The sequence below is a fragment of the Aquabacterium sp. genome (genome assembly GCF_030652515.1).
In the GTDB taxonomy this organism is placed as follows: Bacteria; Pseudomonadota; Gammaproteobacteria; order Burkholderiales; family Burkholderiaceae_C; genus Aquabacterium.
On sequence record NZ_JAUSAR010000116.1, the window covers coordinates 64477 to 85636 of the forward strand.

Consider the following 21160-nt stretch of genomic DNA (forward strand, 5'->3'; position numbering starts at 1 on the left):
GACTTGCGCGCATCCGGCGCGCCACCATGGGTTGTCGTCTTGATCATGAGTTCCGTTTCAATCATTGCCCCACCAGTGTCCGCCACCGCGCCCTTGTCGGTGGCCTTGCTGCAATTCAACCCCACCGTGGGTGATTTGGCTGGCAACGCCCGCCAGATCATCGAAGGCAGCCAGCAAGCCTACACCGAGGGCGCCCGCCTGGTGGTCACCCCCGAGCTGGCTTTGTGCGGTTACCCGCCTGAAGATCTGCTGATGCGCCCGGCCTTTCTGGCCGCCTGCGATGCCGCGGTGCAAGACATCGCCCGCGCCCTGGCCCACCTGCCTGACCTGCACCTGGTGCTGGGCCATCCTCGGGCTGGTCAGGCCGAAGAGCTCCGCACGCGTTCGGTGTCGGCGCCCAGCTTGCTCAACGCCGCCACGGTGCTGAACGCTGGCCAGGTGATCGCCAGCTACGCCAAGCGGGAGTTGCCCAACTACCAGGTGTTCGATGAGCGCCGCTATTTCATCAGCGGCCGCGAGGCGGGCCTGGGCTCGGTGGTGATCGACTTGGGCGGGTGGCGCGTGGGCCTGTTGATCTGCGAAGACGCCTGGTTCGACGAGCCCGCCTTGTCGGCCAAGGCCCTGGGCGCGCAAGCCCTGGTGGTCCTCAACGCCTCGCCCTTCCACGCGGGCAAGCGCGCCGAGCGTGAAGCCAGCATGGCGGAGCGGGCCCGTCAGACGGGGCTGCCTTTGCTTTACGCCCATCAGGTCGGGGGGCAGGACGAAGTCGTCTTCGACGGCGCCTCTTTCGCGGTTGACGCGCAAGGTCAGGTCCAGGCCCGCGCGCCCAGCTTCGAAGCCGCCACCTTGCAGATCACCCTTCAGCCCGGCGGCGCGGTCCAGGGCCCGATCGCCGACCACCTGTCGCCCGAGGCCGAAATCTGGGCGGCGCTGGTGTGCGGTGTGCGCGACTACATCGGCAAGAATGGTTTCCCCGGCATCATCCTTGGCCTGTCGGGCGGCATCGATTCGGCTTTGGTCCTGGCGATCGCGGTCGATGCCCTGGGCGCCGACAAGGTCCGCACCGTGATGATGCCTTCTCCCTACACGGCCGACATCTCCTGGATCGACGCGCGCGACATGGCCGACCGCTTGCACGTGCAGCACGACGAAATCGCCATCGCCCCGATGTTCGACGACTTCAAGGCCTCGCTGGCGCCGCTGTTCGTGGGCCGCGCCGAGGACACCACCGAAGAGAACATCCAGGCCCGCATCCGCGGCACCTTGCTCATGGCCTTGTCCAACAAGACAGGCGCCATTGTGTTGACCACGGGCAACAAAAGCGAGCTGGCGACTGGCTATTGCACCCTGTATGGCGACATGGCGGGTGGGTTTGCCGTCATCAAGGATCTGGCCAAAACGCTGGTCTACAAGCTGTCGCGCTGGCGCAATGAGCAGGCTGTAGCCGCTGGCCAAGTCGAGCCCATCCCCGAGCGCATCATCACGCGCCCCCCCTCAGCCGAACTGCGCCCCGACCAGACCGACCAGGACAGCCTGCCGCCCTATGAGGTGCTGGACGCCATCCTGGAGCGCTACATGGAGCACGACCAGTCCATCGAGGACATCGTGGCCGCGGGCTTCAAGCGGGCCGATGTGGACCAGGTGACCCGGCTGATCAAGATCAATGAATACAAGCGACGTCAGGCCCCGGTCGGGGTGCGCATCACACACCGTGCATTTGGCCGGGATTGGCGTTATCCCATCACCTCCAAGTTCCGCGCCTGACGATAATCTGGCGATCGTGCTTAAATATTCACTATTCTTTCGCAGAACTTCCCGGAGCCTTCCATGAAACAAATCACCGCCGTCATCAAACCTTTCAAGCTCGAAGAAGTCCGCGAAGCGCTGGCCGAAGTGGGCGTCACCGGCTTGACCGTCACCGAAGTCAAGGGCTTCGGCCGCCAGAAGGGCCACACCGAGCTGTACCGTGGCGCCGAGTACGTGGTCGACTTCCTGCCCAAGGTCAAGATCGAAGTGGTCGTCAAGACGGGCGACGTGGACCGCTGCATCGAGGCCATCGTCAAGGCGGCCAAGACCGGCAAGATCGGCGACGGCAAGATCTTCGTGACGGCCGTTGAGCAAGTGGTGCGCATCCGCACTGGCGAGACCGATGAAGCTGCTGTTTGATTGAAGCTGCGCCGCCCTAGCGGCGGCTTTTCAGATGTCGGGCGACACGCCGCCTGGGCCGATTTCGTTCGCGCCCGGCGGCGTTTGCTTTTGAGCCTCCAAAGCCTCTAAGGCCTTGAGCTTGATCGCATCGACCTGCAACTGGTCCAGCAAGCTGCCAGCCTGGGTGTCCAGCAGCAGCAGCTCCTGAACATCAGGCCACAGGAAGCCGCCATCCCGGCTGCGGTCGATGAACTTCAGCAAGTCGTCGTAGTACCCCGCCGTGTTGAGCAGGCCCATGGGCTTGTGGTGATAGCCCAACTGCCGCCAGGTCCAGACCTCGAAGATCTCTTCCATGGTGCCGATGCCCCCCGCCAGTGCCACAAAGGCATCGGACTGCATGGCCATGCGGTGCTTGCGCTCGTGCATGGTGTCCACCACCTGCAAGTCGGTCAGGCCCGGGTGGCCCAGTTCGCGTTGAACCAGCCGGTGGGGGATCACGCCGATCACCGAGGCGCCGTGCGCCAAAGCGGCATCGGCCACGGCGCCCATCAGGCCTGTGCTGCCACCGCCATAAACCAGTTGCCAGCCTCGCAGGCCGATCTGGCGGCCCACCTCGCGGGCGGCGGTTTCAAAGGCAGGATCATTGCCGGTGCGGGAACCGCAGTAAACGCACACTGAAAAAGCAGCCATGGGTGAAGGAGTCAGGTTCGGGTGTCGATGAGGCGGGTCTGGCACAAGGCATCGTGCAGGAACTGCCGCTGGGGGTGCAGCCAACTGAGCAGGGCATAGATGGCCATCCAGCCGAATAGCGCGCCGTACAACCATTTGGATTGGTGCCAGCCCGCCAGCCAGGCGCCCATCAGTGCGGGCGCGAACCATAGCCAGGAGCTGACGTAGCGCATCAGGGCCTGCTGGAGGCTCAGCCCCGCACCGTTGACCGCCACGACGCGCAACTGCCAGGTCTTCATCGCCAGGGTCTGGCCACCATGCGTCCAGAACCACATGAAGTACAGCGACAGCACAACGAACACCGTGGCTTGCAGCCCTTGGCGGTGTTGCAAGGCGTGGCGCTGGCCGACGATCACGCCAAAAATCAAGCCGACCACCATCACCACGCCGAACAGCAGCACGCCTTCGTACAAGAAAGCGGCCAGGCGGCGGCGCAAGGCGGGCGCATGGCCCTGGGCGCGCACCGCACATTCAGCGGCGGACAAAGGCACAAAGGGGACGGCGGGACGGGATTTCATCGGCAGGTGAAACAGGGCAAGGCGCGAACAATACACCACGGCGCCATGTGCCCAGGCCCGGGAGATGTCAGCGCGATTGCGAGGCGGGCACGGTCGTCATGGCCGCCCCTTGCGCACCCTTTTTGGGCAGCAAGGTGACCGGGTCCACGAACCCCTTGGTCGCGGCGATTTTCGGCAGCCCCGTTTGCTGGTGCAGGGGCGGCGTGGGCCGTTGGCTGACCAGTGTGGTGGTGGCACCGCGCCCGGCCTTGATGAGGGAAGGGGCCACGGCCACTTGTGCCGGGGCATTGGCCGTGGCGCCAGGCACCCAGTTGGATTTGCGGGTGGATTCGTTGTCGCGCAGCCGCTTTGACGCCTGTTGCGCCCGCTCGCGGGGGCCGGCCATGTTGTCGCTCAGCACCACGGGTTGCTGCTTGCGCCGGGCCTGCTGCGCCAATTCGCCCCGTTCTTCAGGGCTCAGGGCTTGGTAGGAGGCCCATTTTTTCTGGCGCTCTTCGGGCGACAACTGGCGGGTTTGCTGAAAGCGCAGGCGCGCTTCACCGCGCTGCTGCGGTGGCAACTTGGACCATTGGGTCATGCGCTCCTGCATGCGCTGCTGTTCCTGGGGTGACAGGCTGCCAAACCGGTTGGCCACATTCACCCAGCGTTGTTTGTTGGAGATTTCCATCGTCGGCCACAAGGCGGCCAAGGGTTGCAAAGCCCGGCGTTGGGGGCCGCTGAGGCCCGCCCAGGTGTTTGAGCCGTCTGATGAGGCGCTGGCGGCGATGGCCGCCGAGGTGTTCTTGGGCGGTGGGGCGGCCATGCTCAGATGGCAGCAGGCCAGGCCCATGCCCAACACCGCCAGTGCCCAGGCCGTCGCGGCTCGCGTCATGGCTGCGCCTCAGCCTCGCCGTCGCTGCCTTCGCTTTCGTCGCTGGCTTCACCGTCTGACTCGGCCAGGGCCGACTCGTCGGTTTCCGCCAAGGCAGGCTCCGCACTGATCGGCGGTTCGGTCTGCAGGTACTCTTCAAAACCAGGGTCGGCGTAGGCGGCCGGGGGCAAGTCGTCGGTCAGCAGCGCCATGTCCACGTCAGAGGCGGCTTGCACCTTCTCCGACTGGTACCAGATGTGGATGCCCCACAAACCCATCACCAGCGCCAGGGCTGGCAAGGCGGACGCCAGGCGCCAGCCCCAGGGCAAGGGGCCGTCGTCCATGTTGCGGCCATGGCTTGCGTCGCGGTGCTGCATGCCGTCACCCCAGCCCGAGAGCGAGGCCTGCCCGGACGAGCCGGATCCTGCCATGCTCACCCCGGCCAGTTGGCGGGACGGCGCGTATTCGGGGGCGGTGACCACGGCCACCTGGGGGCGGGCCAGCACGGCCGCACGAACGGCCTGCTCGCGCGCCACGCGCAAACGCTCGGTGATGTCGTGGGGCAGCGCCTTGGCGGAATCATCCAGCCGCGCACTGACGCGCAGGGCAAAGCGGGCTTCGATGGCCTCGATCTGCGCGCTCGACAATGGGGTGTTTGGACTTTTCACGATGCGACTGCTTTGATTTACAAGGATATTCCGCGCCCACGCAGGGCTTTGGACAAGGCCTGAACCGCCCGCGAACAATGCGTTTTCACGCTGCCCTCGGAGCAACCCATGGCGGCCGCCGTTTCAGCGACGTCCATTTCCTCCCAGTAACGCAGCAGGAAGGCTTCCCGTTGACGCGCTGGCAAGTTTCCCACTTCGGCCTCGATGATCTTGAGCGTTTCGCCCCGGCTGGCGGTGTCCTCAGCACCTTCCGTGCCCGGATCGTCGATCCTCAGGGAATCCAGCAGGTTGAAGTCGCCATCGCCGTCGTCCGAGGATGACTCGAAGTCTCCCAGGTTCTGGAAAACGGCGTTGCGCACTTTTTGGCGCCTGAACCAATCCAGCGTGGCGTTGGACAAGATCCGCGCGAACAGCATGGGCCATTCGTTGGACGGCCGGTCGGCGTAGCTTTGCGTGAGGCGGATCATCGCGTCCTGCACGATGTCCAGTGCCGAATCCTCGTCACGCACGGCAAAGGCGGTGCGTTTGAATGCGCGGCGCTCAACACTTATCAGGAAGTTGTTGAGTTCGTCTAAGGTGGAGGGACTGGGCAGGGGGGTCAAGACGCGAAGACTTGCGGCGCCAGATCGGCGAGGGCGGATTATGGCACCGTGGCGGCCACTTTCAGTGCGATAATGTTCGTCTTTGCGTCATCCCGATCTGGCCTGAATCGTCACCCCAACTGGTTTCGGTGGCAGGCCGCGCAGGCTCCAAATCCGCCTCACAAGGGCGAGCACGCTGGTGATCCGTCACCGCAGATGCTGTTTGAGGAGGGGCACCGATCGTTTTTCGTTAGAGAAAAATCCGAAAGGTCTTTTTTACATCATGGACATGTCATCTCCCACCACGCCTGAAGTTCTCAATGGTTCTGACATCCTCGTGCGCTGCTTGCAGGCCGAAGGTGTCAAATACATGTGGGGCTATCCCGGCGGCGCCGTTCTGTACATCTACGACGCCCTCTACAAACAAGACACCATCCAGCACGTGCTGGTGCGCCACGAACAGGCCGCCGTCCACGCTGCTGACGGCTACGCACGCGCCACCGGCGACGTCGGCGTGGCCCTGGTCACCTCTGGTCCCGGCGTGACCAATGCCATCACTGGCATCGCCACGGCCTACATGGACTCGATCCCCATGGTGATCATCACCGGTCAGGTGCCCACGCCCGCGATCGGCCTGGACGCCTTCCAGGAGTGCGACACCGTCGGCATCACGCGCCCCATCGTCAAGCACAACTTCCTGGTGAAGGATGTGGCCGACTTGGCCGTCACCCTGAAGAAGGCTTTCCACATTGCCCGCACCGGCCGCCCTGGCCCCGTGGTGGTCGATGTCCCGAAAGACGTCTCGCTCAACAAGACCGCGTTCAGCTACCCTGAAACGGTCGAGATGCGCTCGTACAACCCAGTTCGCAAGGGCCATGGCGGGCAGATCCGCAAGGCCGTGCAACTGATCCTGGGTGCCAAGCGGCCCTACATCTACACCGGCGGCGGCGTGATTTTGGCCAACGCGGCCAACGAACTGCGCGAGCTGGTCAACCTGCTGGGCTACCCCACCACCAGCACCCTGATGGGGCTAGGCGCCATTCCCGCGTCCGACAAGACCTTCCTGGGCATGCTGGGCATGCACGGCACCTACGAAGCCAACATGACCATGCAAAGCGCCGACGTGGTGCTGGCCGTGGGTGCCCGCTTCGACGACCGCGTGATCGGCAACCCCAAGCACTTCGCCCAGGTCGAACGCAAGATCATCCACATCGACATCGATCCTTCCTCGATCTCCAAGCGCGTCAAGGTCGATATCCCGATCGTGGGTGATGTCAAGGATGTGCTGATCGAGCTGATCGCCCAGATCAAGGAATCGACCCAACGCGCCGACCCGAACGCCCTGGCCACGTGGTGGAACCAGGTCAACGAGTGGAAGAAACGCGAGTGCCTGAAGTACAAGACGTCGGACGAAGTCATCAAGCCGCAATTCGTGGTCGAAACGCTGGCCAGGCTGACCCGTGGCACCGACTGCTACGTCACCTCCGACGTGGGCCAGCACCAGATGTTCGCCGCGCAGTTCTACCCGTTTGACGAACCCCGCCGCTGGATCAACTCCGGTGGCCTGGGCACGATGGGCGTGGGCCTGCCTTACGCCATGGGCATCAAGCTGGCCAAGCCCGACGCCGACGTGTTCTGCGTGACGGGTGAAGGCTCGATCCAGATGTGCATCCAGGAGCTGTCGACTTGCCTGCAGTACCAGACCCCGGTCAAGGTGCTGTCGCTGAACAACCGCTACCTGGGCATGGTTCGCCAGTGGCAGCAGCTGGATTACGGCAGCCGCTACTCGCACAGCTACATGGACGCGCTGCCCGACTTCGTGAAGCTGGCCGAGGCCTATGGCCACGTCGGCATGCTGATCGAGCGTCCCGGTGACGTCGAAGGCGCTTTGCGCGAAGCCATCAAGCTGAAGGACCGCACCGTGTTCCTGGACATCCGCACCGACCCGACGGAAAACGTCTGGCCGATGGTGAAGGCTGGCCAGGGCATTTCCGAGATGCTGTTGGGTTCCGAAGACCTGTAAGGCTTTATCTTCCCGGCCTTTGCAAGGGGGCCGCAGCCAGGTGCTTGCCGGTGCCTGCGCGGGCGGTTTCTCAAGCGATGCCGGGGTTTCAACACTCCTGATTCATCGAACAACGTGGCCACGGCCATCGGGTTACCGCCCGCTGGCTCAAGAGCGCGAAGGACGATCCTGACATGAAACACATCATTGCATTGCTGCTTGAAAACGAACCCGGCGCGCTGTCGCGTGTGGTCGGCTTGTTTTCTGCCCGGGGCTACAACATCGAGAGCCTGACCGTGGCCACCACCGAGGACGCCTCCCTGTCGCGCATGACCATCGTCACCAGCGGCTCGGACGACGTGATCGAACAGATCACCAAGCACCTCAACCGCCTGATCGAAGTCGTCAAGGTCGTTGACCTGTCCGAAGGCCCTTTCACCGAGCGTGAGCTGATGCTCATCAAGGTGCGCGCCGTGGGCAAGGAGCGCGAAGAGATGAAGCGCATGGCCGACATCTTCCGCGGCCGCATCGTCGACGTGACCGACAAGACCTACACCATTGAATTGACAGGCGACGCCTCGAAGCTCGATGCCTTCATCGAAGCCATTGATCGCGCCGCCATCCTAGAAACCGTGCGCACCGGGACCAGCGGGATCGGGCGTGGCGAGCGCATCTTGCGCGTCTGAACTTTCCCGCTTTTCCTCAGCTGTTTTTAGCACCCCCATTCAACCGATTCAACTGATTTTTTGACGGAGCACCACACATGAAGGTCTATTACGACAAGGACGCGGATCTGAGCCTGATCAAGGGCAAGAATGTCGCCATCATCGGCTACGGCTCGCAAGGCCACGCCCACGCCCAAAACCTGACGGATTCGGGCGTGAAGGTCACGGTCGGCCTGCGCAAGGGCGGCGCTTCCTGGGGCAAGGTCGAAGCCGCTGGCATCAAGGTCGCTGAAGTTGACGAAGCCGTCAAGGGCGCCGATGTCGTCATGATCCTGTTGCCTGACGAGAACATCCCTGAGGTTTACAAAAACAACGTCGAGCCCAACATCAAGCAAGGCGCTGTGCTGGCCTTCGCCCACGGCTTCAACGTGCACTACAACCAGGTCATCCCCCGCGCTGACCTGGACGTGATCATGGTCGCCCCCAAGGGCCCCGGCCACACCGTGCGCTCCGAATACAAAAAAGGCGGCGGCGTGCCTTCCCTGATCGCGATCTACCAGGACAAGTCCGGCAAGGCCAAGGACATCGCCCTGTCGTACGCGGCGGCCAACGGCGGCACCAAGGGTGGCGTGATCGAGACCAACTTCCGTGAAGAAACCGAAACCGACCTGTTCGGCGAACAAGCCGTGTTGTGCGGTGGCGCCGTTGAACTGGTGAAGATGGGTTTCGAGACGCTGACCGAAGCCGGTTACGCGCCTGAAATGGCCTACTTCGAGTGCCTGCACGAACTGAAGCTGATCGTTGACCTCATGTACGAAGGCGGCATCGCCAACATGAACTACTCGATCTCGAACAACGCCGAATACGGCGAGTACGTGACCGGCACCGAAGTGATCAACGAGCAATCGCGCGCTGCCATGCGCAATGCCCTGAAGCGCATCCAGACCGGTGAATACGCCAAGATGTTCATCCAGGAAGGCAAGACGAACTACCCGAGCATGACCGCTCGCCGTCGCCTGAACGCCGTGCACCCCATCGAAACCGTGGGCGGCGAACTGCGCGCGATGATGCCTTGGATCTCCAAGAACAAGCTGGTTGACCAGTCCAAGAACTGATCTTCACTGATCAGCGCTTGCATTGAAAAGCCGCCTGGGCAACCCGGCGGCTTTTTTCATGTCACGGCATGCCAGGTCTTTGGTTGGGTGATCTCGATGTCCGGGTAATGCTTGGCCGGGTGAGTGTGGTCGATGAATTCAGTGGACCGCAGGTAAGGTGTCAAAGGCATGGTTGTTTCAAAGCGGAATGACGGCGTTGGGCAAAATCTGTCACGATCAAGCATGGCCGCAAGATTAACGGTTTACGCAGCTTTACACCGGGTTGACCCGCCCTTGTCGGCGCAGCGGTGCGTCCCCACGTTGAACACCCATCGCCCACTTTCGAGGCGAGCGGAGGGTTCATGAATTCAAGCAGCATTGCCACCCTGGCCTTGAGGCAACTGATGGTGGCCGCCGCCCTGATGCTGTTGTCGGGGGCGTTCGGTTTGCCCGTGCCGGTGCAGCCCGGAATTGCCCACGCAGCCAAACTGGAAGGTCAGGGTTTTGACGACACCCTGGTGTTGTCTGACCGCACCCTGCGCCTCAATGGCCTCGGCCTGCGGGGCGTGGCTTGGGTCAAGGCTTTTGTGGCCGGGCTGTACCTGGCTGCTCCGTCCAGGGATCCCTCGCAAATCCTGGCCATGCAAGGCCCCAAGCGCCTGCGCTTGAAGGTCATGCTGGAGGCGCCCAGCACCGAGATGACCAAGTCCATGCGTCGGGGCGTGCAGCGTAACGAGCCGGCCGAGGTCCATGCCCAACTGAAGGCCCGTGTCGAGCTGCTGGCCGCCGGTCTGGACAGCATCGGCACCTTCCGGCCGGGCGATGTGCTCGACCTGGATTTCGTGCCAGGCCAGGGCACGCAGCTGGTGCTGAACGGCAAGGCCTTGTCCAAGCCCATCGCTGGCGACGATTTCTACCGTGCCATCTTGAAGATCTTCATTGGCGAGCGGCCGGTGGACAAGCGAATGAAAGCGGGGTTGCTGCGTGGTTCGGCTGCCTGACGAGCCGCGGGCGTCTGACGACCCGCACCTGCACCGCTTCATCGACGCGCTGTGGCTGGAAGATGGCCTGAGCGCTAACAGCCTGGCCGCGTACCGGCGCGATCTGGCGGGGCTGGCCGTCTGGCTGGCCAAGCAAGCGAATGCCCCCACCTTGATACAGGCCCGAGAGCAGGATCTGCAGGCCTATGCCCTCCATCGCCACGCCGAGTCCAAGCCCACCTCGGTGGGGCGACGTCTGAGCGTGTTCCGGCGGTTCTACCGCTGGGCCTTGCGCGAAGGCCTCACCACGCAGGATCCCACCCTGCGCATGGACGCGCCCCGCCAGCGCTTGCGCACGCCGGGCACCTTGACCGAGCAGCAGGTGGAGGCCTTGTTGGCCGCACCCGATGCCGACGAAACCCTGGGCTTGCGCGACCGCGCCATGCTGGAGCTGATGTACGCCAGTGGCCTGCGCGTGAGCGAGTTGGTCGAACTCAAGACCGTGCACGTCGGCTTGAACGAAGGCGTGCTGCGCATTACCGGCAAGGGCAGCAAGGAGCGGCTGGTGCCTTTTGGCGCCGAGGCGGGGGTGTGGCTGCAGCGCTACCTGATCGACTCGCGCGCCTTCATCCTGAACGGCCAGAGCAGCGATGCCTTGTTCGTCACCGCGCGCGGCGGGCCCATGACGCGGCAGATGTTCTGGAAGCTGGTCAAAAAATATGCGGTTCTGTCCGGCATCAGCCAGGCGCTGTCGCCGCACACTTTGCGCCACGCCTTTGCCACGCACCTCCTGAACCATGGCGCCGATTTGCGCGTGGTGCAGATGCTTCTGGGGCATGCTGATATCTCGACCACCCAGGTGTACACGCACGTGGCGCGAGAGCGGCTGCGTTTGCTGCATGCGCAGCACCATCCGAGGGGTTGATTCACTGCGGCTGCGGTGGCGGAGCCTCGCTTTTAGACGTCCAGAACTGTTCCAGCGCGTACAGCTCATCCTCTTCGAAGCCGGCGGCACGACGGGCTTCCATGTTGAATGGCCCTTTGAGCCGCGGCGCGTTGAAAGCCGCTGCCAGCTCTGCATAAGTGGACAGAGGATCAAGGCCCCGATCGGCACAGAGAACGCGGTACCACTTGTTGCCCACGGCCACGTGCCCGATTTCATCCCTCAAGATGATGTCCAGGATGTCTGCGCCGCGCTGGTCGTCAATCGTCAACAGCTTGGCCTTGATGGGCGGCGATGCATCGAGCCCCCGGGCTTCCATGGTTCGCGGCACCAGGGCGATGCGGGCCAGCAAACTGCCCTTGGTTTTCTCGGCCATCTCCCAAAGTGAGTTGTGCGCCGGGAAATGGCCGTAGTCGTAGCCAAGGCTCAGCAGGTGATCGCGAAGCAGGCTGAAGTGCAAGGCCTCTTCTTTGGCCACCCCCAGCCAATCCTGGTAGAACTCGTCGGGCATGCCCGGAAAACGCCATGCCAGGTCAAGCGCCAGATCGATGGCGTTGAGTTCGATGTGGGCGAGCGCGTGGATGAGGGCAGCGTGGCCCTCCGGGTTGCGCACCGAGCGTGTCTTGAGTTGGGTGTGAGGCACCAGCTCCGGGCGAGGTGGGCGGCCCGGGATGCCTGTGGGCTCAGCCATGACTTCGGCTGAACCAAGGTGGCCATCCAGGTCCAGGCCCATGGCGCCCTCGGCTTTGGCCTTCGGGTCACGGGTCAGCAAAAGCTGAAGAGCCTGGGTTCGGAGCGTGTTCATTCAGCCCACGAGATCCAACCTTGGTGGGCAGACACCAGCACCAAAATCCCGAACGCGATCCGGTACCAGGCAAACGGCACGAAATTGTGCGTGGCCACGTAGCGCAGCAACCAGCGCACGCACACCCACGCGGAAAGGAAGGAAAACGCCAGGCCGACGCCGAACAGCGGCAGGTCGTCCGCCGACAGCAGCTCGCGTTCCTTGTAAAGGCTGTACAGGCCCGCCCCAACCAGGGTGGGGATGCCCAAAAAGAAGCTGAATTCGGTAGAAGCCTTGCGCGACAAGCCCAGGAACATGCCGCCGATGATGGTGGCGCCCGAACGGCTGGTGCCGGGAATCATGCCCAGGCACTGGATGCAGCCCACCTTGAGCGCATCCAGCAGGCTCATGTCATCCACGGTTTCGACGCGGTAGTGGCTGGTGCCGGCCTTGGTGGCACGGCGCTCGGCCCACAAGATGATCAGGCCGCCGACGATGAAGGCGCTGGCCACCACCGGGGCATTGAACAAATGCGTCTTGATGAGCTTGCCGAACAGCAGGCCCAGGATGGCTGCAGGCAGGAAGCCGACGATGACATTGAGCGCAAAGCGCTGGGCTTTGGGCTCGGACCCCAGGCCGGTGACCGTGTCGCGCAAACGCTGCCAGTAGACCAGCACGATGGCGAAGATGGCGCCCGACTGGATCGCGATGTCGAACACCTTGGCCTTGTCAGCGCCCACATTGGATTGAAAATCAAGCAGCGAACCTGCCAGGATCAGGTGCCCGGTGCTGGAGATGGGCAGGAACTCGGTCAGCCCCTCGACGATGCCCATCAACACGGCTTTGAAAAACAGCAAGGTATCCACGTCGGCGAGTCCTGTGTTGCAAGCAAAGCGGCATCTTAGGGCAGGGCAAGCGCCTCAAAGCCCCATGCCCATCGCCAGAAATTGCCCACTCCCACCCTTGGATGGGGGGTCTTGTCTACACTTCGCCACATGTCTTCTGATCTCGATGCTGTTTTCGCCCCGCCAGCCCACGACTGGGTCAACCGCTATGCGCAGCTGAGCGAATCGTGGCGCACGCGTTTGCAAGCGCCCATGGCCACGGCCGTGAGTGCCCAGGCCCTGCCCGAGCCGCGCTGGGTGGCCTGGAGCGACCCGCTGGCGCACGAGCTGGGCTGGCCCGCCGATTGGCGCGAGGGGGACCTGCCTTTACAGGTCTTGACCGGCAATGCGCAATGGCCCGGCATGCAGCCCGTGGCCACGGTTTACAGCGGGCACCAGTTTGGCGTGTGGGCCGGCCAGTTGGGCGATGGCCGCGCACTGCTGTTGGGTGAATTGCAAACGGCGGTGGGCACACGCGAGTTCCAGCTCAAGGGCGCGGGCTCGACACCTTATTCGCGCCGGGCCGATGGCCGGGCCGTGTTGCGCTCGTCCATCCGCGAGTTCCTGTGCAGCGAGGCCATGCACGCCCTGGGCATCCCCACCACCCGCGCTCTGGCCCTGACCGCCTCGCCGCAAGGCGTGCGGCGCGAAACCATGGAAACCGCCGCCGTGGTCACCCGAGTGGCGCCCAGCTTCATCCGCTTCGGCCACTTCGAGCATTTCGCGCACAGCGGCGAGGGCGGCCACCACGAGGTCTTGCAGGCCCTGGTGGACCACGTGATCGAACACCAATTGCCCGAACTGCGCAATGCGCCCCAGCGCACCGTGGCCTTGCTGCAGTACGCGGTGGACAGCACCGCCCGCCTGATGGCCGCCTGGCAGTCGGTGGGTTTTTGCCATGGCGTGATGAACACCGACAACATGTCGATCCTGGGCCTGACCATTGACTACGGCCCCTACGGTTTCCTGGATGGCTTCGACCCCCAGCACATCTGCAACCATTCCGATGATCAAGGGCGTTACTCATGGCAGAACCAGCCACAGATTGGCTACTGGAACCTGCGCGCCCTGGCTCAGGCCCTGGTGCCAGTGATCCCCGAGTTCGATGGCGACGAGGACGTCATCCTCAGTGTGCTCAAGTCTTATGAGCAGCGCTTTCCGCAAGCCATGACCGAGCGCTGGCGCGCCAAGCTGGGCCTGGCCACCGAGCAGGAGGGCGATGGCGCCCTGGCTGTGGACCTGCTGACCGTGATGGCCGAGCACCGCACTGACTTCACCATCACCTTCCGCCGCCTGGCCGACTACCAAAGCAGCCTGCCGCCCGATGACGCCGCCAACGCCAGCGTGCGCGATTTGTTCATCAACCGCGAGGCTTTTGACGCCTGGGCACGCCGCTATGCCCAGCGCCTGAAGCTGGAAAACAGCGTGGATGCCGAGCGTCGCGCGCGCATGCGCCGCGTCAACCCGGCCTACGTTTTGCGGAACCATTTGGCCGAAACAGCGATCCGTCTGTCTCAGGCCGGTGACGACTCCGAGGTGCGGCGCTTGCATCAGCTCTTGCAAACCCCCTATGACGAGCAACCCGGCTGCGAGGCCGATGCCGATTTCCCGCCCGACTGGGCTCAAGCCATTGAGGTGTCCTGTTCATCATGAGCGATTACAAAGTCAAGAAGTCCGACGCGGAATGGCGTGCCCAGTTGGACCCGATGCAATTCGAAGTCACGCGCCACGCGGCCACCGAACGGGCTTTCACCGGCCAGTATTGGGACCACTTCGTGGATGGCGCCTATCGCTGCATCTGCTGCAACGCCAAGCTGTTCGAATCAAGCACCAAGTTCGACGCGGGCTGCGGCTGGCCCAGCTACTCCCAGGCGGTGGACGACAGCAGCGTTGAGCGCGTGGTCGACAAAAGCCACGGCATGGTGCGCGTCGAGGTGCGCTGCAACAATTGCGGCGCCCATTTGGGCCACGTGTTCGACGACGGGCCGGCGCCCACCGGCGAGCGTTTCTGCATCAACTCCGCCGCGATAGACTTCGAGCCGCGCTGATCCGCGCCTTTGACCCTCAACCCGGTTCCCCATGAAGATCTTTTTTGACCTGTTACCACTCTTGCTGTTCTTTGGCGCCTACACCTGGGCCGGTGGCCACAAAGAGCTGGCGGCCGAGTGGATGACCCAGTACCTGGGCTTCATGGTGTCGGGTGGCGTGGTGGCGGCCAAAGAAGCGCCCATGCTCTTGTCCACCGTCGTGATGGTGGCCTGCGGCGTGGTCCAGATTGCTGTGCTCAAGATCCTGCGCCACAAGATCGACACGATGCTGTGGGCCACCCTGGGCATCGGCATCGTGCTGGGCGGCGTGTCGATGTGGCTGCACAGCGCCATCTTCTTCCAGTGGAAGCCCACGGTGCTGTACTGGCTGATGAGCGCGGGCTTTCTGGTGGCCGAGATCATCATGAAGCGCCGGGTGCTGCACAAGATGATGGGTGGCCAGATCGACGCGCCCGATGCCGTCTGGCTCAAGCTGGGCTGGGCCTGGGTCGGCTTCTTCGCCTTCATGGGCGTGCTCAACCTGTACGTGGTCTACAACTTCACCGAAGAGCAGTGGGTGAGCTTCAAGGTCTGGGGGGCTTCGGGCCTGATGCTGCTGTTCATGCTGGCTCAGGGTTTGTACCTGAGTCGCCACATGCCCGAGCTGACCGATGACACGGCTAAGGCCAAATGAACTTTCAGGCTTGAGCATGACTCCACTCCAAGGCGTGACCGCCGAACAGATCCAATCCGCTTTGACACTGGCGCTGCAGCCGCTCAGCATCGACGTGACTGACGACAGCCACCTGCATGCCGGGCACGAAGGCGCCAAGTCTGGACGGCATTTCAGCGTGCATTTGCGTGCCCAGTGCTTTAACGGACTGTCACACGTTCAACGGCATCGCCTTGTGTATGATGCCCTTCGCGATTTGATACCGCAGGGCATCCATGCGCTGGCCATCAAGGCCGAGCCTGTCTGACAACGAAACAACCTCACAAAATTCGCTCATGAAGACTTTCCGCACCCATGTCATCAAGTCCGCCGTGCTGGCCGCGACCCTGTCGCTGGCCGCGCCCCTGGTGATGGCCCAGAACATCGCCATCGTCAATGGCAAGCCCGTGCCCAAGGCCCGGTTCGACGCCATGATGACCCAGATCCTCAAGCAAGGCCAGCAGGCCAAGACGCCTGATCTGGAAGCCAAGGTCAGAGAAGAACTGGTGCTGCGCGAGATCTTCGTGCAAGAGGCCGAAAAGAAGGGCATCGCCGCCACCAGCGACTACAAGACGCAAATGGAATTCGCGCGCCAGTCGATCTTGATCCAAGGCTTGTTTGCTGACTTCCAGGCCAAGTCCAAGGACAGCGAAGCTGACCTGCGTGCCGAATACGACAAGATCAAGGCCCAGAACGGCGACAAGGAATACCGCGCTCGCCACATCCTGGTCGAGAAGGAAGACGAAGCCAAGGCCCTGATCGCCCAGCTCAAGGCCGGTGCCAAGTTTGAAGACCTGGCCAAGAAGAGCTCCAAGGATCCTGGCTCTGCCGAAAACGGTGGCGACCTGGATTGGGCGGCACCGGGCAACTACGTGCCTGAGTTCTCCGAAGCCATGTCCAAGCTGGAAAAAGGCAAGTTCACCGAAACCCCGGTGAAGTCGCAGTTCGGCTACCACATCATCAAGCTGGAAGATTCGCGCGCCACGCAGTTCCCGCCCTACGAGGAAGTCAAGGCCCAACTGGAACAGCGCAATGCGCAAGCCAAGCTGGCCAAGTACCGCGACGACCTGAAGGCCAAGGCCAAGACCGACTTCAAGTTCAGCGCACCTGCCGCTGCCAACTGATCGCCGATCGGGTCAGTGTCCTTGCGTCAGCAGCGCGGCATTGCCGCCTGCCGCTGCCATGTTGATGCTGACCACCTGCTCGGTGCAAAACCGCAGCAGGTAATGAGGGCCCCCGGCTTTCGGGCCGGTGCCGCTCCACCCCTGGCCGCCAAAGGGTTGCGACCCGACCACGGCGCCCGTCATCCCCCGGTTCACATACACATTGCCCACACGCGTGCGGCGTGCAATGTGCTGCGCGCGTGAATCGATGCGTGTTTGCACGCCCAAGGTCAAACCATAGCCGGTGGCGTTGATCTGCTCGATCAGCGCGTCGATGTCGGGCGCCTGGGTGCCAGGCCCCCAGCGCACCACGTGCAGGATCGGGCCAAAGTGCTCGGCCGTGAGGGCGCTGACGCGGGGCAGGGTGTAGGCGGTGGGCGGCACGATGTGCGGTGCGGTTGACGGCGCAGCCAAGGTGGTCCGGCCGATCAGGCGCACGCCGGAGCGAGGCTGTTGCGCCTGGTGATCCAACTCCGACAAGTGGGCGTTGAGCAGATCGTGAGCCTGTGCATCGATGACGGGGCCCACGTCGGTGGCCCAGTCGGCGCTGTCGCCCATCACCAGGGTTTGCAAGGCGCCCGCCAGCATGGCTTCCAGCGCATCGGCGGTGGCGCTGTGCAGGCACAGCAGGCGCAAGGCCGAGCAGCGTTGGCCCGCGCTCAAAAAGGCGCTGGCCACCACGGCGTCCATCACCTGTTCGGGCAAGGCGGTGCTGTCCACCACCATGGCGTTGAGGCCGCCCGTCTCTGCAATCAAAGGCACGATGGGGCGGTCGCCCTGGGCCAGCATGCGCTGGATGCGCTTGCCCGTGGCCACCGAGCCGGTGAAGGCCACGCCCGCGCAGTGCTTGCTGGCCACCAGGGCTGCGCCCACCACCGCACCGGGGCCGCAGGCGCAGCCCAGCACGTCGGCCGGCACGCCAGCCTGGTGCAGCAGGGCCACGAAGCGGCGCCCGATGTCCGGGGTCTGGTCGGCGGGCTTGGCGGCCACGGCGTTGCCGGCCACCAGCGCGGCCATCACTTGCCCGCCAAAAATGGCCAGCGGGAAGTTCCAGGGCGCGATGCAGACGAACACGCCCCGGCCACGCAGTTGCCATTCATTGCTTTCGCCGGTGGGGCCGGGCAGCAACTGTGCTTGCAGGTGATGGCGGCCTTGCTGCGCGTAGTAGCGCGCCAGGTCGATGGTTTCGCGCACCTCGGCCACGGCATCGCTCATGGTCTTGCGGGCTTCCACCACCAGGTCGGCGGCCCAACTGTCGAACTCGGCTTCCAGCAGGTTGGCCACTTTGTCGAGCATCGCGCAGCGTGTGGGCGAGGGGGTTTCTTCCCAGCCTTGCCAGCCTTGGCTGAGCGAGTCCATCAGCGCCTGGGCCTCGGCGGCGCACAGGGCGTGGCAAGGTGATGGCAAGGTGGCTTGCTGGCGCCTGACGTGCACCGCGGCCTCCAGGGCATCACGGTGCATCTGGCAGTTCAGGTCGCGGCCAACCGCGTTGCGCCGGTCGGGGCCGTAGAGCCTGGCGGGTGGCACCACGCCAGGGCCGTGTTCGGTGTCGATGGCCGTGAGCCAGGGCGAGGCCAGCAGCTCATCCAGGCTGACCTGCGGGTCGGCCAATTGGTGCACGAAGGATGCATTGGCGCCGTTTTCCAGCAGGCGCCGCACCAGGTAGGCCAGCAGGTCGCGGTGCTCGCCCACGGGGGCGTAAATGCGCAGGGCTGCGCCGGTCTCGGGTGAGATCTTGGGGCGGCGAAGCTCGCGGTACACGCCTTCGCCCATGCCGTGCAGGCGCTGCCATTCGTAGCGCTCTGGGCCGACGCCATGTTGCCTGGCCAGTTGCATGACAGCGGCGATGGTGGCCGCGTTGTGCGTGGCGAATTGTGGGTACAGCACATCGCTGCGGGCCAGCAGCGCATCGGCGCAGGCCAGGTAAGACAGGTCGGTGTTGGCCTTGTGGGTGTAGACCGGGTAGCCGTTCAAGCCCAGTTCCTGAGCGCGCTTGATCTCGGTGTCCCAATAGGCGCCTTTGACCAGACGCACGGTGAGGCGCTTGTCGTGCAAGGTGGCCAGGCGCTGCACTTCGTCGATCACGGCCAGGGCGCGGTGCTGGTAGGCCTGCACGGCCAGGCCCAGGCCATCGCCAGCGGCGGGCATCAGGCGGGCCAGCAGGTCCAGCTGCAATTCCAGGCGGAAGGATTCTTCGGCGTCCAAGGTCAGCAGCACACCGGCCTTGTCGGCCTGGCGGGCCAGTTGCTCCAGCCTGGGCAGCAGTTCGCGCACCAGGGCGGGGTGCTGCGAAGGGTCGAAGCGGGGGTGCAGTGCGGACAGCTTGATCGACAGTCCGGGGCGTTGCGAAAAAGGCAGTTGCCGCGCTTTCTTGTCGCCGGGCTGGCCCAGTTGCGACAAGGCCCTTTGGTAAGACGCCAGGTAGCGGTCGGCATCGGCCCAGGTGCGGGCGCCTTCGCCCAGCATGTCGAAGCTGTGGCGGGTGGTCAGGCCTTGGTCGGCGTCGGACTGGGTTTGCTTGCGGGCTTGGGCCAAGGCCTCTTCCACGGTCTGGCCGAGCACGAACTGGCGACCCAGCAGTTGCAGGGCGCGGGCGGTGGCAGACACCACGGTGGGGCCTCCCAAACGCTGGACCAAGGTGGGCGCGGCCGCGCGGCCATCTTTTGAGGGCAGCAACTGGTGCGCCAGGTCCAGCACACGGGCTGAGGCACTGGACAACCAGGGGTGGGCGGAGCCGTTGCCGGCGTGCTTGGCAAAGTCGGCCTGGGTCAGCTGGTCGCCGATCAGGGCCTGGGCGGTGTCTTGATCGGGCACGCGCAACAGGGCTTCGGCCAGTCGCATCAAGGCCAGGCCTTCGGTGCTGGACAGGGGGAATTCTTGCAGCAGGGATTCGAGTGCCCAGAAGGGCGGCGGGCGGTGGCGGATGCCGCGCACCCAGGGCTCGCATTGCTGGCGCACCATGCCCCAGTCGAGCTTGTCTTGCAGGCGCAGCCTCAGCTTGTCGATTTGCGCGGCTTCATCGGCCCAGGGCAGTGGTAAGCGGTCGGAGAGTTTATTCACAGCGCACTCCAGTCAACGTCTTCAGCGTAACGTCAACGGGTGCGCGGGGTCTAGGTCATGAGAGGGGCTTTTCAGCGCTTTTTGAACACCAAGTCCCAAACACCGTGACCAAGTTTCAGTCCGCGGTTCTCGAACTTGGTCAGTGGGCGGTAAGCGGGCTTGGGCGCATAGCCTTCGGCGGTGTTGACCAGGGTGGGTTCGTCGCTCAGCACTTGCAGGATCTGGCGGGCGTAGGGCTCCCAGTCGGTGGCGCAGTGCAGGTAGGCGCCGGGGGCCAGGCGAGAGGCCAGGTGGGCCACCAAAGGTGCTTGGATCAGGCGGCGCTTGTTGTGGCGGGTCTTGTGCCACGGGTCGGGAAAGAAGATGTGCACACCGGCCAGCGAGGCAGGCTGGATCATGTGGTCCAGCACTTCGACCGCGTCGTGGCGGATCAGGCGCAGGTTGGTGATGTTCTGATCGCCAATGCGCTTGAGCAGGGCGCCCACGCCGGGCTCATGCACCTCAACGCCGATGAAATCCACGTCGGGCAAGGATTGCGCGATGGTGGCGGTGGCGTCGCCCATGCCGAAACCGATCTCCAGCACGACGGGGGCCTGGCGCTGAAAAGTGGCGGGGTAGTCCAGCGGCGCCTTGTCAAAAGGCAGCAGGTACTTGGGGCCCAGTTCAGCCAAGGCCTTGGCCTGGCCCTCCGTGGTCCGCCCCGCGCGCATCACAAAGCTGCGGATGGTGCGGTGGGGGTAGGCGGGCTCGGGTTGGTCGTCGTCGGGGGGCAGGGCGGTGCTCATGGGTGAAATCGGGAAATGCTGGCTTGAGACAGGCCGCCATTGTCGTTGACCCGACGCCCTAGGGCTGTCCCTTAAGCAGGACAGGGTACTAAATCACGCAGAAGCCAGATCGGTGTGGGGCAGCCATTCATCTGGGGGGTGATCAGTCCGTTTTTCTCGGCATTGGGCGAGCATCATAGGTTGAGCGGATTTGCCCGCCAACAGCCTGTGTGGAGTTCTGACCGTGAGCCGTGTCCCTTTGTTGCTGAATGCCAGTCGCTGTGTGGTGGCCTTCAGTTTGCTCGTCGGCATCAGTGCCTATGCTGCTGCATCGGGGGCGTCGGGCAAGACCAAGGATCCGGCGTCCAGCCCTGTTGCCACGGTGAGTGAGTCGCCCAGTTTTGCCTTGTTGGGCTTGGGCTTGGTCGCCATCGGATTGCATGGACTGGGCAGGTCTCGGCGCCATCGGTGACTGTGATTCTGGTAAACGCTGTTATCAGAAACCCGAGTTTGGACCACGGATGAGATTCCCATCCTGGTGTTGTGTGCATGATGAACATCTGCGTTGCGGTGCACGTCCAGCCCGTG

22 protein-coding genes are annotated in these 21160 nt (G+C 63.9%); 13 read left to right on the top strand and 9 right to left on the bottom strand.

Features of this window, described 5'->3' with window-relative positions:
* Positions 1–45: 45 nt before the first annotated feature.
* Positions 46–1764 carry an NAD+ synthase gene (locus Q7V20_RS14025; RefSeq protein ID WP_304792201.1) on the top strand — a complete coding sequence of 573 codons (1719 nt, stop codon included), beginning with the start codon at positions 46–48 and terminating at the stop codon, positions 1762–1764.
* Positions 1765–1827: 63 nt separating this feature from the next.
* Positions 1828–2166, top strand: a complete 339-nt coding sequence (locus Q7V20_RS14030; RefSeq protein WP_230179533.1) for a P-II family nitrogen regulator — start codon at positions 1828–1830, stop codon at positions 2164–2166.
* A gap of 30 nt (positions 2167–2196) precedes the next feature.
* On the opposite strand, the gene Q7V20_RS14035 is transcribed toward Q7V20_RS14030, so the two are convergent.
* From Q7V20_RS14035 to Q7V20_RS14055, 5 genes are all read right to left on the bottom strand, one after another.
* The gene (locus tag Q7V20_RS14035) at positions 2197–2838 is read right to left on the bottom strand and encodes a TIGR00730 family Rossman fold protein (protein ID WP_304792204.1); all 642 of its coding nucleotides are present in this window, start codon (positions 2836–2838) and stop codon (positions 2197–2199) included.
* Positions 2839–2849: 11 nt separating this feature from the next.
* The gene (locus tag Q7V20_RS14040; RefSeq protein ID WP_304792207.1) at positions 2850–3395 is read right to left on the bottom strand and encodes an RDD family protein; all 546 of its coding nucleotides are present in this window, start codon (positions 3393–3395) and stop codon (positions 2850–2852) included.
* 67 nt (positions 3396–3462) lie between these two features.
* Positions 3463–4266, bottom strand: coding sequence for a DUF3106 domain-containing protein (locus Q7V20_RS14045; protein ID WP_304792210.1), 804 nt, complete (start codon positions 4264–4266; stop codon positions 3463–3465).
* Entirely contained in the window at positions 4263–4913 is a 651-nt protein-coding gene (locus Q7V20_RS14050) for a DUF3619 family protein (RefSeq protein WP_370652473.1), read from the bottom strand. Before Q7V20_RS14050 ends, Q7V20_RS14045 begins: the two co-directional genes overlap by 4 nt.
* Positions 4914–4930: 17 nt before the next feature.
* On the bottom strand, positions 4931–5515 hold the full coding sequence (locus Q7V20_RS14055) for an RNA polymerase sigma factor (RefSeq protein WP_304792213.1): 585 nt from the start codon (positions 5513–5515) through the stop codon (positions 4931–4933).
* 262 nt (positions 5516–5777) lie between these two features.
* Between Q7V20_RS14055 and Q7V20_RS14060 the strand changes: the two genes are divergently transcribed.
* From Q7V20_RS14060 to xerD, 5 genes are all read left to right on the top strand, one after another.
* Positions 5778–7517, top strand: coding sequence for an acetolactate synthase 3 catalytic subunit (locus Q7V20_RS14060; RefSeq protein WP_304792215.1), 1740 nt, complete (start codon positions 5778–5780; stop codon positions 7515–7517).
* Positions 7518–7690: 173 nt separating this feature from the next.
* Positions 7691–8182 (top strand): acetolactate synthase small subunit, encoded by a 492-nt coding sequence (gene ilvN / locus Q7V20_RS14065; protein ID WP_304792218.1) that lies wholly within the window; start codon positions 7691–7693, stop codon positions 8180–8182.
* A gap of 77 nt (positions 8183–8259) precedes the next feature.
* On the top strand, positions 8260–9276 hold the full coding sequence (ilvC, locus tag Q7V20_RS14070; RefSeq protein ID WP_304792220.1) for a ketol-acid reductoisomerase: 1017 nt from the start codon (positions 8260–8262) through the stop codon (positions 9274–9276).
* Between the two features lie 341 nt (positions 9277–9617).
* Entirely contained in the window at positions 9618–10256 is a 639-nt protein-coding gene (locus tag Q7V20_RS14075; RefSeq protein WP_304792222.1) for a chalcone isomerase family protein, read from the top strand.
* Positions 10240–11160 carry a site-specific tyrosine recombinase XerD gene (xerD, locus tag Q7V20_RS14080; RefSeq protein WP_304792225.1) on the top strand — a complete coding sequence of 307 codons (921 nt, stop codon included), beginning with the start codon at positions 10240–10242 and terminating at the stop codon, positions 11158–11160. The genes Q7V20_RS14075 and xerD overlap by 17 nt, the downstream gene beginning before the upstream one ends.
* A 1-nt stretch (position 11161) precedes the next feature.
* On the opposite strand, the gene Q7V20_RS14085 is transcribed toward xerD, so the two are convergent.
* A complete protein-coding gene (locus Q7V20_RS14085) occupies positions 11162–11983 on the bottom strand; it encodes a ferritin-like domain-containing protein (RefSeq protein ID WP_370652474.1) in 822 nt (273 codons plus the stop codon).
* Positions 11980–12828 (bottom strand): undecaprenyl-diphosphate phosphatase, encoded by an 849-nt coding sequence (locus Q7V20_RS14090; protein WP_304792228.1) that lies wholly within the window; start codon positions 12826–12828, stop codon positions 11980–11982. The genes Q7V20_RS14085 and Q7V20_RS14090 overlap by 4 nt, the downstream gene beginning before the upstream one ends.
* 129 nt (positions 12829–12957) lie before the next feature.
* On the opposite strand from Q7V20_RS14090, the gene Q7V20_RS14095 reads away from it, so the two are divergent.
* From Q7V20_RS14095 to Q7V20_RS14115, 5 genes are read left to right on the top strand one after another with little or no spacing between them, the layout of a single operon-like run.
* Positions 12958–14499 carry a YdiU family protein gene (locus Q7V20_RS14095; protein WP_304792231.1) on the top strand — a complete coding sequence of 514 codons (1542 nt, stop codon included), beginning with the start codon at positions 12958–12960 and terminating at the stop codon, positions 14497–14499.
* Entirely contained in the window at positions 14496–14894 is a 399-nt protein-coding gene (gene msrB / locus Q7V20_RS14100; protein WP_304792234.1) for a peptide-methionine (R)-S-oxide reductase MsrB, read from the top strand. Before Q7V20_RS14095 ends, msrB begins: the two co-directional genes overlap by 4 nt.
* Before the next feature lie 31 nt (positions 14895–14925).
* A complete protein-coding gene (locus tag Q7V20_RS14105) occupies positions 14926–15567 on the top strand; it encodes a septation protein A (RefSeq protein WP_304792236.1) in 642 nt (213 codons plus the stop codon).
* A 16-nt stretch (positions 15568–15583) separates the two neighbouring features.
* Positions 15584–15853, top strand: coding sequence for a BolA family transcriptional regulator (locus tag Q7V20_RS14110; protein WP_304792239.1), 270 nt, complete (start codon positions 15584–15586; stop codon positions 15851–15853).
* Between the two features lie 28 nt (positions 15854–15881).
* Positions 15882–16709, top strand: coding sequence for a peptidylprolyl isomerase (locus Q7V20_RS14115; protein WP_304792242.1), 828 nt, complete (start codon positions 15882–15884; stop codon positions 16707–16709).
* 12 nt (positions 16710–16721) lie between these two features.
* Here the strand turns inward: Q7V20_RS14115 and putA are convergent, their stop codons facing one another.
* Both putA and trmB read right to left on the bottom strand, forming a co-directional pair.
* A complete protein-coding gene (gene putA, locus Q7V20_RS14120) occupies positions 16722–19808 on the bottom strand; it encodes a bifunctional proline dehydrogenase/L-glutamate gamma-semialdehyde dehydrogenase PutA (protein WP_304792244.1) in 3087 nt (1028 codons plus the stop codon).
* A 71-nt stretch (positions 19809–19879) separates the two neighbouring features.
* Complete coding sequence (gene trmB, locus Q7V20_RS14125) at positions 19880–20593, bottom strand: tRNA (guanosine(46)-N7)-methyltransferase TrmB (RefSeq protein WP_304792247.1); 714 nt, start codon at positions 20591–20593, stop codon at positions 19880–19882.
* Positions 20594–20816: 223 nt separating this feature from the next.
* On the opposite strand from trmB, the gene Q7V20_RS14130 reads away from it, so the two are divergent.
* Positions 20817–21044 (top strand): hypothetical protein, encoded by a 228-nt coding sequence (locus Q7V20_RS14130; RefSeq protein WP_304792250.1) that lies wholly within the window; start codon positions 20817–20819, stop codon positions 21042–21044.
* The last annotated feature ends 116 nt before the right edge of the window (positions 21045–21160 follow it).